This window comes from Novosphingobium sp. (assembly GCF_039595395.1).
Classification (GTDB): domain Bacteria; phylum Pseudomonadota; class Alphaproteobacteria; order Sphingomonadales; family Sphingomonadaceae; genus Novosphingobium.
The window spans coordinates 459,766-473,711 of record NZ_JBCNLP010000006.1; the positions used below are offsets into that span (position 1 = coordinate 459,766).

Here is a 13,946-nt window from a genome sequence, read left to right on the forward strand (position 1 = left end):
CAAGTGCGGGCCCGATCCCGATGGTTTGATCGGCCATCGGGATCGGGCCGGGTGCTTAGGCCTTGATGGTCAGGGCATCGACCAGCGCGCGGGCCGCTGCAAAGGACGAGCCGGGGTTCTGGCCGGTGATCAGCAACCCGTCCTGCAGGACATAGGAGCCCCAATCGGGCCCGGATGAGTAGATGCCGCCCTTGGCCTTCAGTTCATCCTCGACCAGGAAGGGCACCACATCGGTCAGGCCGACGGCCTCTTCCTCGCTGTTGGTGAAGCCGGTGACGCGCTTGCCCTCGACCAGCGGGCGGCCTTCGGGCGTCTTCACATGGCGCAGCACGCCGGGGGCATGGCAGACCAGCGCGGTGGGCTTGCCAGCGGCCACAAACGCTTCGATCAGCGCGATGGAGGTTGTGTCCTCGGCCAGATCCCACAGCGGACCGTGGCCGCCGGGATAGAAGACCGCGTCGAAATCGCTTTGATCGACATCGGCAAGGCGCAGCGTGCTGGCCAATTGGGCGGTGGCGGCGGGATCGGCCTCGAAGCGGCGGGTGTCGTCGGTCTGGAAGTCGGGCTCGTTGCTCTTGGGGTCGAGCGGGGGCTGGCCGCCCTTGGGCGAGGCCAGCGTGATCTGCGCTCCGGCATCCTGGAAAGCGTAATAGGGGGCGGCCAGCTCCTCGATCCAGAAGCCGGTCTTGCGGCCCGTGTTGCCGAGCGTGTCATGCGAGGTGAGAACCATGAGGATTTTCATGTCAGAACTCCTTCCTGTCTGTGCCGGGTGAAGCGGCTGCGTCGAGATAAATTAGACCAGTCGTCTTGTAATTCGGGTGGCCCAACGCCTTTGCGTTCATCATGTGATCGCGGCAGCGCTGCCGATAGCGACTCAGATAGTCTCATATAGACCGGTCGTCTAGTGAAATTTTCCGACATGAGATTTCCCCAGATTGCCAGACTGTATGGCTGTCAGTTCCCAAGAATATCCGGCTTTTGGTGATTGCCATCCTCAAGCTTCCATTTTTGAACCGACTGGTCTATGAGAGGCGCGAGAAAGGTAACGATCATGTCTGTGATGGAAAAGGATACACGCAGCGTCATTCTGGCGACAGGGCAGACGATCATGAGCCGCAAAGGCTTTTCCGGCGTCGGCCTGACCGAAATCCTGGCCGAGGCGGGCGTCCCCAAGGGCTCCTTCTACCATTATTTCAAATCCAAGGATGCCTTTGGCCAGGCGCTGCTCGACGCCTATTTTGAGGATTATCTCGCCGGGATCGACGCCATTCTGGCCAAGCCCGGCCTGACGGGCGCCGAACGCCTGATGCTCTATTTTGCCAATTGGTGCGAAAATCAGGGCGCTTTCGATTGTCAGGGCCGCTGCCTGGCGGTCAAGCTGGGGGCCGAGGTGTCCGACCTGTCGGAGCCGATGCGGCTGGCGCTGAAAGCGGGCACCAACGGCATCATCGCCCGGATGCAGGCCATGATCGAGGCTGGTGCGGCGGATGGCTCGTTGCGCACGCAGGGCAGCGCAGCGGATATGGCGGCGACGCTCTATTACCAGTGGCTGGGCGCGAGCGTGATGGTCAAGATCCTGCGCATGCATGAGCCTTTCGAAAAGGCCATGGAGGCCACGCGGCTGTCGCTGGGCCTGTAAAGCGAACGGCAGACAATTTTTTCGCCTGCTTTCGGCAAGAAAGCCGCCTCGCGCATTTCACCTGCATGGCAAGCGAAACCGAACAGGCCGCCGTCAAGGCTCACGTCAAACTGGCGCAAAGCGCGGGCAAGCTGGAACACAGCGCGGAGCAGCAGACCGACAGTGCCGACCGCCGCACCCAACTGGCCGCGGACCGCACCGTGCTCGCTGCCGAGCGGACCTATGCCGCATGGGTGCGCACGGGCCTTGCGGCGCTGGCCTCGGGGATCGGGGCGCGGGCGCTGCTCGACAAGATCGTTGCGGGCTGGCTGATCGGGGCGACCGGCAGCGTGCTGATCCTGTTCAGCGCCGTCTGCTTTACGGCGGCGGTGTGGAGGCAGACGCATCCCGTTGCTCCCCCGCGCCCCGATACGCGGCGCCTGCCGCCCGCGCTGCTGCTGGGGGGCAATGGCTTTCTGGTGCTGGTCAGCCTGGCCGCGCTGGTGGGGATCTGGACCCGTTGACCGCGCCGCAGCTTCTCTCCTTCGCGTTGATCGGCGGGGCGGTGGCGGTCTTTGCCTGGGGGCGTTTCCGTTACGACGTGGTGGCGCTGGTGGCTTTGGCGATTGGCCTTGCCACGGGCGATGTGCCGGTGAAGCAGGCCTTCAGCGGCTTTACCAGCGATGTGGTGGTGATCATCGCCTGCGCTCTGGTGGTCAGCGCGGCGATTGCCCGCTCGGGGGTGATCGAATGGGCGGTGGGCGGCTCCATGGCCCGGCTGCGGGGCGCGGTGCTGCAGGTGCCGGTGCTGGCGGGCACGACGGCGCTGCTCTCGATGATGACCAAGAATGTCGGCGCTCTGGCGATCATGATGCCGATTGCGCTGCGCATCGGGCGCAATGAGGGCTCCTCGGTATCATCGCTGCTGATGCCGATGTCCTTCATGTCGCTGCTGGGCGGGCTGGTGACGCTGGTGGGCACATCGACCAACATCATCGTCAGCCAGGTGCGTGAAGAGACGCTGGGCAGTCCCTATCAGATGTTCGATTTCGCGCCGGTGGGCCTGATCCTGACGGCGCTGGGGTTTGTGTTCGTCAGCTTTGGCTGGCGGCTGCTGCCGCGCGACCGGCAGGCCAGAGCCGGGCTCGACGATGCCGCCGAGCAGGCGCCCTATGTCACCGAGGCCCGCGTGCCCGAGGACCTTCCCGAGGACGTTACCACCATCGCCGATCTCAAGCTGGGCGAGGCGGGCGTCTCTTTGCGCGCGATTGTCGAGGCGGATGGCAAGACGTGCAAGCCTTTGCCCGATGCCACGCTGCGCCCCGGCGCCAGCCTGGTGCTGGAGGGCAGCGACAAGGCGCTCGATCGCCTCTTTGCACGTACGCCGCTCGAACAGACGCGCGACCCCCGTGAGCTGGAAAAGGACGAGGCCAAGGAGGAATTGCGCACCATCGAGGCGGTCATCCAGCCCGGCTCACTGCTGATCGGGCGCAGCGCCGAGAATGCGCGGCTGCAGGATATGCATGGCGTGCAACTGATGGGCATCGGCCGCAGCGATGAGCGCATCACCCAGCGCCTGCGCGATGTGCGGCTGCGGGCGGGCGATGTGCTGGTGCTGCGCGCGGGCGAGAAAACCTTGCCCGAGGCGCTGGGCGATCTGGGTCTGCTGCCGCTGGTCGAGCGTATGGTGAAACTGGGCGACCGCCGCCGCATGTTCCTGCCGATTGCCATTCTGGGTGTGGCCATGGTGCTGGTGGCGCTGAAGCTGGTGCCGATTGCCGGGGCGTTTTTCGGCGCGGCGGTGTTGATGGTGGTGGTGGGCGGCCTCTCCATGCGCGAGGCCTATGGCGCGCTGGAGCCCGAGGTGCTGGTGTTGATCGGCGCGCTCACCCCGCTGAGCGAAGCGGTGCAGCACAGCGGCGGCAGCGCGCTGATCGCCAACACGCTGGCCGGATGGCTGGATGGTGTGCCGCCCTTGCTGGCGCTGGGGGTGATCATGGCGGCGGCGATGGCCTGCTCGCCCTTTCTGCACAATGCGCCCACGGTGCTGGTGCTGGCCCCCATTGCGGTGGGGGTCGCGCGAGGGCTGCATCTGCATCCCGATCCGTTCCTGATGGCGGTGGCGACCGGGGCAGGCTGCGATTTCCTGACGCCCATCGGCCACCAGTGCAACACGCTGGTGATGGGGCCGGGCGGCTATCGTTTCGGGGACTATTGGCGGCTGGGGCTGCCGCTGTCCTTGCTGGTCATCCTGATCGGGGTGCCGATGATCGGTCTGATCTGGCCGCTGGGCTGAATAGTCGGACAAAAATAGGGCGCCCGGCGCATCGGGCGTGGTGGAGAGAAGGCTGGCCCTCTACCATATTTTTCTCGATCCTCGGGCCTTCACGCTGCATATGCCCGGCATGGCGGCAGAGGGTTGACCCCGGAAAACCATCTTCTATACCTCTACAAATAATAGCTAATTTCATCATGGATAGGGGGCGATCCATGGCCATGCGGAGAGAATGAAGATGCCCACCAGCAGCGATGCGCTTTATCGCAAGATCCTGCTGCGGATTATGCCGCTGCTGCTGGTCTGCTACATCGTGGCCTATATCGACCGGGTCAACATCAGCCTCGCCAAATTGCAGATGCTGGACGAGCTGAAGCTCTCCGACACGGTTTTCGGCCTTGGCGCCGGGATTTTCTTCATCGGCTATTTCCTGTGCGAGGTGCCGAGCAACCTGGTCCTCCACAGGGTTGGCGCGCGCTTCTGGATTGCCCGGATCATGGTGAGTTGGGGCGTGGTGGCCGCGCTGCTGGCCGCCATTGCCCCCATCGCCCATCTCTTCGGCCCGCATCAGGAGCAATGGGTGTTCCTGGCCCTGCGCTTCCTGCTGGGCGCGGCGGAGGCCGGATTTTTCCCCGGACTGATCCTCTATTTCAACTACTGGCTGCCGCCCGAACGGCAGGGGCGTGTCTTCTCCATCCTGATGGCCGCCCAGCCGATTTCCTTTGTCATCGGTCTGCCGCTCTCCGGCTGGCTGCTGGGGGCGCTGGACGGCGTGCTGGGGCTTGCCGGCTGGCGCTGGATGATCGTGATCGAGGCCGCTCCGGCGCTGATCCTTGGGCTTGTCGTGGCCCGGACGCTGGTGGATGGCCCACGTCAGGCCGCATGGCTGAGCGCGCAGGAACTCGAAACCGTGGTGCAAGCCGTCGAGCAACGCAAGTCCGCCCAGACCGATCTGCCTCTGGGGCAGGTCGCGCGGCTGCCGGTGCTGTGGGCGATGATGGCCATCTGGTTCCTGATGGTGATCGGCGTCTATGGCATCAACTTCTGGCTGCCCACGCTGGTCCATGCCAGCGGCGTTCAGGGCAGCCTTGCCATCGGGCTTTACTCGGCGGTGCCCTATGTTGGCTGCGCTTTGGGTATGGTGACGGCCTCGGCCTATGCCGAGCGCGCGGGATGCAAGCAGGCGATGATGGTCGGCATGTCGATCATCGGCGGGCTGGCGCTGGTCGCTGCCGCCCTTTGGGGCGCGGGCCATCTGCTGGTGACGCTGCTGACGATGACCATCGCCATGGTCGGCGCCATGACGGCCTCCGCCCTGTTCTGGAGCCTGCCGGGCGAGCGCCTGTCCGGGCGGGCGGTGGCCGCTGCCGTGGCGGCAATCAATTCGCTGGGCAACATCGGCGGCTTTGCCGGGCCCTCCATTCTGGGCTTTGCGCGGGACCGTTTCGGATCGGACGAGATCGGTCTGGCGACGCTGGGTCTGTGTCTGGTCGCGGCCGGAGGTCTGGTGCTGCTGGTCTTTGGCCGCCGAGGGAGCCCGCCCTCAACCCTGACGAACAGCCTGCCGCAAGGAGCATCCTCATGATTGTCAATCGACGCACCACGCTGGGCCTGCTGGGTGCCACCGCATGTCTGCCCTCCTCGGTTCTGGCGCAGGGCATCGCAAGGCCGCAGCCGCGCAGCGTCATCACCGATCCGCCGCGCGCCTGGGGGCCGGGGGCCGATCCGGTGATCTATCCCGATCCGGACATCATCGTGCTCGATCCCTCTTTCGGCGAGATGATGCTGGGCATCACGCAGATCCGCCGCATCTGGGACAAGGGCCTGTGGCTGGAGGGCCCCGCATGGTCTGCTCAAGGACAATATCTGGTCTTCAGCGATGTGCAGGCCGACAAGCAGTATCGCTACATCTGGGAGACAGGCGAGGTCACCACCTACCGCTCGCCCTCGTTCAATTCGAACGGTAATGCCTTCGACGCTCAGGGGCGGCAGATCGTCTGCGAAGACCTGTTCCGCCGCATCGTGCGGCATGAGCATGACGGCACCGTCACCGTGCTGGCCGACAGTTTCGAGGGCACACCTCTCAATTCGCCCAATGACATCGCCGTCCATGCCGATGGCAGCGTCTGGTTCACCGATCCGGCCTATGGCGACACGCTGTCGGAGGGACACCCGGACTTTGCGGGCGGGCCGACCAATGCGGCGGGACGCCTCAACGCAAGGATCGGTTCGGAGCTGGCGGGCATGGTCGGGGGCCGCGCGCGCGGGCCGGGACATTGTTACCGCGTGGATGCGGATGGCTCGATCAGCAAGGTGATCGACGAGAGGGATCTGCCCGATCCCAATGGCATCGCTTTCTCGCCCGATTTCAGGACGCTCTATGTGGCGAGCACCGGCAAGGCACCGGGGGACAGCCATGCGGGCGGCAAATCGGTGATCTATGCCTTCGATGTGAACGGCAGGACCGTTACGCGGCAGCGGCTGTTCAGCGATATGATGGTCGATGGCGTGAAATGCAGCCCGGACGGCTTTCGCGCCGATGTGAACGGCAATCTGTGGTGTGGGGTGAACGGGCCTCTGGGCTATGGCGGCGTGCAGGTGCTGTCACCGGCGGGCAAGCTGATCGGGCGTATCCGCCTGCCGCAGCTCTGCGCGAACCTCACCTTTGCGGGCCCCAAGCGCAACATGCTGATGATGTGCTGCGGGCAGTCGCTCTATGCGCTGCAGGTGCAGACGCAGGGCGCGGCGTGGAGTTAAGCCGCGCCCCTCAAGCGCGAGATCAGTTCCGGCGCGGCGGCACGGGCACGACGAAGACCTGCTGCCCGGCCTGCCACACGGCGCGGATATGGGTGGTGTCGGTGATGTTATGCGATGGATCGCCCGCCACCACCAGCAGATCGGCCCGCTTGCCCGGCGCGATCACGCCGCGATCGGTCAACTCCAGCAGTTTGGCGGCATCGCGCGTCGCCACTGTGATCGCCTGAAGCGGGGTGAGGCCCGCCTGCACCATCAGCATCAGCTCGCGATGTTCGGCAATGCCAGGAATGCGCAGCGGGGTCGCCCCGGAATCGGTGCCGAAGCCGATCTTCACCCCGGCACGGTAGAGGGTGAGCAGATTGCTCCGGTTGGTCGCCAGCGAGGCCTGATTGACCTGCAGGGTCTTGGGATCGAGCGCCTTGGCCTGCCATGCCGGATCAGCCAGTTGTGCCGCCAGCGCAGGCTGCACCGCGCCCCGGAAAAAGCCCGATTTCAGCCATTCGGGATGCTGGGCATAGAGGTAGAAGCTCTCATCCAGATCCAGTGTCGGGATGTACCATGTGCCGTGCTTCTTCATCAGGGCGATCAGATCGGCATCGACCAGCTCGTCGCGCACGCCATGGGCAAGGATATCGGCACCGGCCTCGATCAGCTTGCGGGCATCCTCGCGGTAATAGACATGGGCGGCGACGCGCAGGCCCTTGGCATGGGCCTCCTCGATCACCGCCTTGTAGATTTCGGGCTTCATCTTGGCGGGGATCGAATGATGGAAATCATCGACCCAGACCTTGATGAAATCGGGATGACGCTCGGCGGTCTCGTCGACATCGGCTCGCGCTTCCTCGACGGTGGTGGGGCGATAGAGCTGATCGGCGCCGGCGGCCATCGGCGGGGCGCCTTCCGGCACGCCAATGCCGCGATCCGCGCCGAAAATATCGGCCCCGCCCAGCGTTCCGGCATGGGCCAGCGGCTGCAACTCGTAGAACAGCGGCGCGTTCAGCCCCAGCGAGGTGATCGTCGTCACGCCATAGCGCTGCCATTGCCGCAGCTCGCGCAGCGCATTCTCGCGCGTGTAATTCTGGGGCCCGCTGGTGATGCCATCGGTATAGGCCAGATGCGAATGGTTCGAGATCAGGCCGGGCATCACGCTCTGGCCGGTGAGGTCGACCACTTTGGCGCCGGCGGGCAGCTTCACGCGGTCATCGGGGCCGACCGCGCGGATCTTGCCGTCTTCGATCAGGATGGTCTGCGCCAGTTTCGGCGTGCCGCCCTGCCCATCGATCACGCGGGCATGCTGCAGGGCCACGACCTGCCCCGCGCCTTGGGCCTGAGCCGCCGAAACACACAGCAGCGCCCCCAAGGAGGCGGAGGCTGCGAGACGAAAAAGAGTGTTCATGGATGTCCATTCTGCCGGGCTATGCCATGCCTATGGACCCCGACCGCGCCGGGAGGAAGCGCGAAGGGGGCTTTATCCATCGCTATTCCGGTTTTGCCCCGCTTCGGCCTCCCTGCGCGGCATAGGCCGCCGCGCCTCTCAGCCCTCGGGTTCGATATAGATCGCATTGCCGATCAGCAGCAGGCGCCCATCCGCGCCGCGCCCATCGGCGCGTACCCAGTGTCTGCGCCCGTCGGCGGACCACGTCAGAGGCAGACTGTCGGCGGCATCGCGCGTCAGCACCTTGCGGCCATCGAGCAGGTAATCGATCCTGCCTCCGGGCACGCCCTGCATCCGCGCGGTGATCACCAGCCTCCTGCCTTTCGCGGTGTGGATCGTGCCGCCCATCTCGACCGCCTGCTTGCCGCTGGTCGCGTTGATGTCGAGCATGCGATCATGCGTGCCCTCGACATCGACAAAGGCCCGGCCCGCGCGCAGGCCATCCATAAAGCCCTGCGTCGAAAGGCTGTCCATATGGATGACGGTGGTGGGCGTGCCGATCGCGCCGGGCTTGTCGGCGGGAATGTCGGGGTTGTGATTGTCGCTGCCGCCGATGGCGGTGACATGCTGCCCTTTGTCGAGCAGGCTCTGCCACAGCGCGATCCCTTGCAGCGGCCCTTCCGCCGAGCCGGTCTGGGCGAGGGTGCCGCCATTCACCACCTCGATCGCGCCCACGGCGCCGGGGGGCAGGTCCGCCACCCGCCAGCCGCAGCCCATGCAGGCCTCGCCCGAGGGCAGACCCGCGTGGTTGAGCGAAACGATCCCGCCCGCCTGTCTGGCCGTATCCAGCCATCTGGCGGCCTCGGCGTAGCTGGGCGCGCTCATGCGGAAGTCGAGCGGGCCGGTGGGGCCGAAGACATTGGCATGGCCGAAGAAGGTGGTGATCTCGCGTCCGGGCAGCAGCAGCATCCTGTCGAAGGCGCCTTGCAACGCGCGCAAGGCGGCGAAATGCGCGATGCTGTTGTGATCGGTCAGCGCGATGAAATCGAGCCCTCGCGCCGCTGCCGCCTCCACTGTGCGGTAGACCGGGCAGGGGGTTTTCGCGCCCGATTGTGCGCGGCATGAGCCGTCGCTGTTGCCGCTGTGCATATGGAGGTCGCCGCGATACCAGCCCGGCGCGGCATGGATCGGCGCGTCTTCCAGCGCGGTGACGGCGGGGCCGCGTTCGATAAAGACCTTGGCCTCGAAGGGCGCGGCCACGCCTTCGCGGATGTTGGGTACGCCAAGGATCAGGCGCCAGCGCCCCGCAGGCAGCGGGCCGGGCAGATAGCCCGGCGTCGCTTCCTCGGTGCTCAGCGTCATGTGATCGCGGGCGCCGCCGCTCCAACCGCGCAGGCGCTGTGGGTCGGCCAGCCCGAGGTCGATGACCGAGCGCTGCTCCTTGCCGCCATAGCTGAAGCGGATGGTGAGCCGCGTGACGCCCTCCGGCAGATCGAAGGGCACCTCGCGGTAATGTTCGAAATCGGCGCGCGTGATGCTGCCGGTCAGCGTTTGCCAGGGGGCCGCTTCCCCGGCCTGTGCCGGGCCCGAACCCAGCATGAGCGTGATTGCCAGAACGGCGGCGGTAATCCCCCGGCGCATCATCAGAACTTGTACATCACGGCGGCGCGGAAATTCCGGCCGATCAGCGGGCGGGCGATGAAGGTGTTGGCGCCGGCATCGGCGTTCTGCACCTCGCCCGCGCGCGGATTGCCCTCGGTCAGCCCCAGCGAGTTGTTGAGATTGTCGATATAACCATAGAGCGAGAGCTTGTCGGTCACCTGCGCGCGCAGGCTGACATTGATGGTGGCATAGGCGGGCAGGCGCACCGAATTGGCCGTGTCGACATAGCGCGCGCCCTCATACTCATAGGAGGCCTGAATGCGCAGCTTGTCATGCAGCAGGTTGAAGCCCGGCACGATGCGCAGGCTGACGGTGGGCACGCGGATCAGGCGCTTGCCGTCGTAATTGTTCACTTTGCCCGAGGCATCGGTGTAGACCAGCCCCTTGTAGTGCGGGTCCTGCAAGGTCACCGTTCCCGAAATGTCGAAGAAGCGCGCGGGGCGCAGCGTGCTTTCCAGTTCCAGCCCGAAGGTCTGGGTGTTGGCGTTGAGCGCCTCGGTCACCGAGGAGCCGGTGTTGAGGTCGAAGCGGTAATTGGTGAAGGAGACGTTGTTGTACTTCGTCCAGAAGCCGGTCGCGAAGACATCCAGCAGCGGGCTGGTGAATTTCGCGCCCACCTCGCCCAGATCCATCGTCTGGGTGAGCGGCGTGGCGGTCGGGCTGGTCACGTAATTGCCAAGGCTCGGCATGCGGTTGGCATAGGTGTAGCGGGCGAACATGCCGGCATGCCTGTCGAACTGGTAATTCAGCCCCGCCGTCACCGTGGCATGGCTGAAGGTGCTGTCGTAATTGGCCGAAAGGCCACTGCCGGTCAGGATCGAGGAGGTCGCGGGCGTGCCCAGATTGACCGTCTTCTTCAGCCCCACCGTGCCGCGCGCGCGCATCGTTTCCCAGCGGACTCCGCCATCGAGGCGCAGCTTGTGGGTGATCTGCCATTCGTCGGAAAGGTAGAGCGCATTGGTGGTCTGTTCGCCATGGGCGCTTTCCCACTCATAGCCATATTTGTAGATGCCGTTGGTGTCCGAGAAGGATTTGACGACATTGCCCGCCGTATCGACCGCGACCAGATTGAGCAGCCGCGCATTGTCCTGCACATCGAGCAGGGCGGTGGAGGAATAACGGCTGAAATCCTCGTCGATATGGGCAAAATAATAGCCCAGCGTGATGTCATGCGTGGTCGATCCCATGCGGAAGCGATGGGCGGCATGGGTGTCGCTCATGAACTCCTTCACGGGCAGGGTCAGGCCGCGCAGGCCCCCCACGATGACCAGGCCATTGCCGTTCTGATTGGCCGTGTCGAACACCTGCCCGCCATTGGTGTAGCGCAATTGCAGCGCGCTGGCCCCCGGCGCCTGAGCCAGCAGGCTGGCGTTGGAGGAGAGCAGGCTCGACGCGCTCTGCAGCGTGTTGGGATAGACGCCGTTGCGCTGCGTGTTGGAGTCATTGTAGCGCGAGGTGTTGCTGATCTTCCAGCCCTCGACCGGCTCGATTTCGAATTTGGCGGTCAATTGCGTGCGCTTCACCTGCGTGCCAAGGCTGTTGTCGAAGGTGTAGGTCGATCCGTCGCCCTGCTGCATCTTGATAAGCTGCGTCTCGGGGCCGGCCACCGTGCCCGAATGGCCGTTGAAACCGGGCACGGCGCGGATCTGCCCATCGGGATAGGTGCGCATCGGGATGCCGGTGTAGAAGGCGACGATGTCGTCGAGCCGTTTCACATCGAAGCTGAATTTCGCATTCGACCATTCGCGCGAGACGGTGGCGCGGATCTGCCCGCCCCGGTTGCCGGTGAAGCCCGGATCGCGAACGCCACCCTCGGAGCGATAGAAGCCGCCCACCGCCAGCTTCCAGTCGCCCACCGGCGCGCCCACCCAGAAATCGGCGCGATAGAGGCTGTCGGCGCCCAGCGTCATCTTGACGAGGCCCTCGGCATGGTTGCCGACCTGACGCGGGATGAAGTTGATCGCGCCCGCCGGAGCGTTGGAATAGAACAGCGAGGCCGGACCGCCGCGCACCACCTCGATGCGCTCGATGGTCTCGTCGAGGCGGAACACCTGATCGGCGTTGAGATAGCCCAGCGCGGGATCATGCTGGACGGGAATGCCGTCTTCCAGCAACTGCACCGAGCCGAAGCCGTCGACCGGCACGCCGCGGGCGCGCACATTGCCGCTGGCCTCGCCGCCCGAGGATTCGACCCAGAAGCCGGGCACCGATTTCAGCGCTTCGGTCACGCTGGTGGGGGCCTGCAGGCGCAGGGCTTCCTCGCCGATGTTGGTCACCGAATAGCTGGTTTCGGCCTTGGTGCGGACCTTGGTGCCCGCGCGGCCGGTGACGATGATGTCGTTGAAGCCGCCGCCCTGAGGATCGGAACGCGTATCTGCCTGGGCGTCATTCGCCGCTGCGGGCGCTTCGGCACGGGCCTGTGCCGCCCCGGCGCAGAGCATGGCCAGCATGGATGTGGTGATCAGCAATGATTTCATGGCGAGATGCCCCCTTCGTGTGCGTGCTCGGGTTCGATGGGCAAAGTCTCCCCGTCCCCGGAATCGCGGTTTTGCGAGGCCGGGCGGGTGGTGCCATGAACTGAGCTGTCAGCGCGCAGACGGGATGGCGCGGCGATCCCGCTACCGGCCCGGCAAATATTTTTCGTGGTCGGCGATGCGCTGCCAATGTCAATTTGCTGTAACAACCGCGCCCTAGTGACGCCTCCAGGTTTCGCACCGGAGGGGGAGCGCCATGTCCTGGCTTCGCGACATCGACATCTGGTTTGCCGACCATGTCTTTGTCTTCAACCAGCAGCACCGACGCTATGCCGCCAGCCTGATGCGGCAGGCCGACGAGGCCGAAGAGCTGGTGCAGGAGGCCTATGCAAGGCTTTTCGCGCTGCCCGACTGGGCGTCTGTCGCCAATCCGCACGCCTTCACCATGCGCATCATCCGCAATCTGGCGATCGAGCGTTTTCGCCGCGCCGATGTGGTGCGTTTCGATCAGGGCGCGCTGCTCGCCGCGCTGGATGTCGCCGACCACGCCCCCACGCCCGATGTGGTGGCGATGGACCGCAGCGAGTTGAACCACATCGCCCGGCTGATGCAGACCATGCCCCCGCGCATGCGCGAGGCGCTCCATCTGCGAAGAATTGAGGGACTTCCGCCCGCGCAGGTAGCGGAAAGAATGCAGATCTCCGTCTCCACGGTGGAAACCCATCTGGTCAAGGCCCTGCGCTTCTTGGTAGAGCGGGCGGATGGACTGGACGCACCGGGAAAGGCGGAGCAGGCGCATCAATGCGAGATGACGGAAAGGCTGGAGCGAGTCTGAGCGACCAGGCCACCCAGTGGCTGGTGGCGCTCGACGCTGGTTCTGCCGATAGAGATGAGTTCGAGGCATGGCGTGGCGCCGATCCGCGCCATGCCGCAACCTTTGCGCAAGTGGCGGCCACATGGCGCCGCACCGCCGACCCGCGCCTGCCCGCCATCCTTGAGCAACCGCCTGAGGAACAGGTTTCCGAGATTGCCGGGGATGTGGCGCCGCATGCCTCTGCCAGCCCCACGCGCCGCGCCGTGATGGGAGGCGCTGCCGGACTGCTGGCGCTGGCCGGGGCGGGGGCCTTTCTCGCCGCGCCGCGCCGCGCTTCGGCCCAGACCGCCATCGGCGAGCGCCGGTTGGTGCGGCTGCAGGATGGCAGTCAGGCCATGCTCAACACCGATACGCGGATTTCATGGCGCTTTGACGAGGGCGGGCGCGATCTCTGGATCGAACGCGGCGAGGCGGCGCTGCTGGTCAGCGATGCCAGCCAACCCTTCCGCCTGTTCAGCGATCCGGTGGATGCGCGGCTGAGCGCGGGCAAATTCTCGCTCAGGCTGGATGCGGCAGAAGCGCAATTGCTGGTATTGGCCGGGCAGGCCGCCGCGACCTATGGCGGCGCGATGGCGCGCACGCTGGGGGCGGGCAGCCGGCTGACCCTGCGTGGCGGAGCCGGCCAGATCGCGTCGCTCTCCCCCGAGGATATGGTCAGTGCCACCGCATGGGAGCAGGGCGACATCACCTTTCGCGGCATGCCGCTCGCTCAGGCCGTGGCGGAGTTCAACCGTTATCTGCCGGTCAAGATCGTGCTGGCCGATGCGCAGCTTGGCCGTCTGCAACTGGGCGGCACCTTCCACACCGCCAGCCCGGATGCCTTTCTGGCCGCGCTGCAGGATGGTTTCGGCATCGCCAACCGGCGAGAGGGCGATGCCATCGTGCTCTACCGCGCGCGGGGCGCCTGATCC

The 13,946-nt window shown here is 65.5% G+C and carries 11 protein-coding genes; 7 read left to right on the top strand and 4 right to left on the bottom strand.

Features of this window, described 5'->3' with window-relative positions:
• Positions 1 to 55 precede the first annotated feature (55 nt).
• A complete protein-coding gene (locus tag ABDW49_RS22120) occupies positions 56 to 742 on the bottom strand; it encodes a type 1 glutamine amidotransferase domain-containing protein (protein WP_343615300.1) in 687 nt (228 codons plus the stop codon).
• Between the two features lie 309 nt (positions 743 to 1,051).
• Here ABDW49_RS22120 and ABDW49_RS22125 point away from each other — a divergent pair, with 309 nt between their 5' ends.
• The 5 genes from ABDW49_RS22125 (at position 1,052) to ABDW49_RS22145 (ending at position 6,650) form a co-directional block, all read left to right on the top strand.
• Entirely contained in the window at positions 1,052 to 1,639 is a 588-nt protein-coding gene (locus ABDW49_RS22125) for a TetR/AcrR family transcriptional regulator (protein ID WP_343615301.1), read from the top strand.
• A gap of 65 nt (positions 1,640 to 1,704) precedes the next feature.
• Positions 1,705 to 2,142: a DUF202 domain-containing protein gene (locus tag ABDW49_RS22130; RefSeq protein WP_343615303.1), complete on the top strand. Its 438-nt coding sequence runs from the start codon at positions 1,705 to 1,707 to the stop codon at positions 2,140 to 2,142.
• Positions 2,139 to 3,914 (top strand): SLC13 family permease, encoded by a 1,776-nt coding sequence (locus ABDW49_RS22135; RefSeq protein WP_343615305.1) that lies wholly within the window; start codon positions 2,139 to 2,141, stop codon positions 3,912 to 3,914. The genes ABDW49_RS22130 and ABDW49_RS22135 overlap by 4 nt, the downstream gene beginning before the upstream one ends.
• Before the next feature lie 217 nt (positions 3,915 to 4,131).
• The gene (locus ABDW49_RS22140; RefSeq protein ID WP_343615308.1) at positions 4,132 to 5,478 is read left to right on the top strand and encodes an MFS transporter; all 1,347 of its coding nucleotides are present in this window, start codon (positions 4,132 to 4,134) and stop codon (positions 5,476 to 5,478) included.
• The gene (locus tag ABDW49_RS22145) at positions 5,475 to 6,650 is read left to right on the top strand and encodes an SMP-30/gluconolactonase/LRE family protein (RefSeq protein WP_343615310.1); all 1,176 of its coding nucleotides are present in this window, start codon (positions 5,475 to 5,477) and stop codon (positions 6,648 to 6,650) included. Before ABDW49_RS22140 ends, ABDW49_RS22145 begins: the two co-directional genes overlap by 4 nt.
• 22 nt (positions 6,651 to 6,672) lie before the next feature.
• On the opposite strand, the gene ABDW49_RS22150 is transcribed toward ABDW49_RS22145, so the two are convergent.
• The 3 genes from ABDW49_RS22150 to ABDW49_RS22160 form a co-directional block, all read right to left on the bottom strand.
• On the bottom strand, positions 6,673 to 8,046 hold the full coding sequence (locus ABDW49_RS22150) for an amidohydrolase family protein (RefSeq protein WP_343615311.1): 1,374 nt from the start codon (positions 8,044 to 8,046) through the stop codon (positions 6,673 to 6,675).
• Between the two features lie 138 nt (positions 8,047 to 8,184).
• Positions 8,185 to 9,669 (bottom strand): CehA/McbA family metallohydrolase, encoded by a 1,485-nt coding sequence (locus ABDW49_RS22155; RefSeq protein WP_343615313.1) that lies wholly within the window; start codon positions 9,667 to 9,669, stop codon positions 8,185 to 8,187.
• Positions 9,669 to 12,164 (bottom strand): TonB-dependent receptor, encoded by a 2,496-nt coding sequence (locus ABDW49_RS22160; RefSeq protein ID WP_343615315.1) that lies wholly within the window; start codon positions 12,162 to 12,164, stop codon positions 9,669 to 9,671. Before ABDW49_RS22160 ends, ABDW49_RS22155 begins: the two co-directional genes overlap by 1 nt.
• 253 nt (positions 12,165 to 12,417) lie before the next feature.
• Between ABDW49_RS22160 and ABDW49_RS22165 the strand changes: the two genes are divergently transcribed.
• A complete protein-coding gene (locus ABDW49_RS22165) occupies positions 12,418 to 12,996 on the top strand; it encodes an RNA polymerase sigma factor (protein ID WP_343615317.1) in 579 nt (192 codons plus the stop codon).
• The gene (locus ABDW49_RS22170; RefSeq protein ID WP_343615319.1) at positions 12,963 to 13,943 is read left to right on the top strand and encodes a FecR domain-containing protein; all 981 of its coding nucleotides are present in this window, start codon (positions 12,963 to 12,965) and stop codon (positions 13,941 to 13,943) included. The genes ABDW49_RS22165 and ABDW49_RS22170 overlap by 34 nt, the downstream gene beginning before the upstream one ends.
• Positions 13,944 to 13,946: the final 3 nt, after the last annotated feature.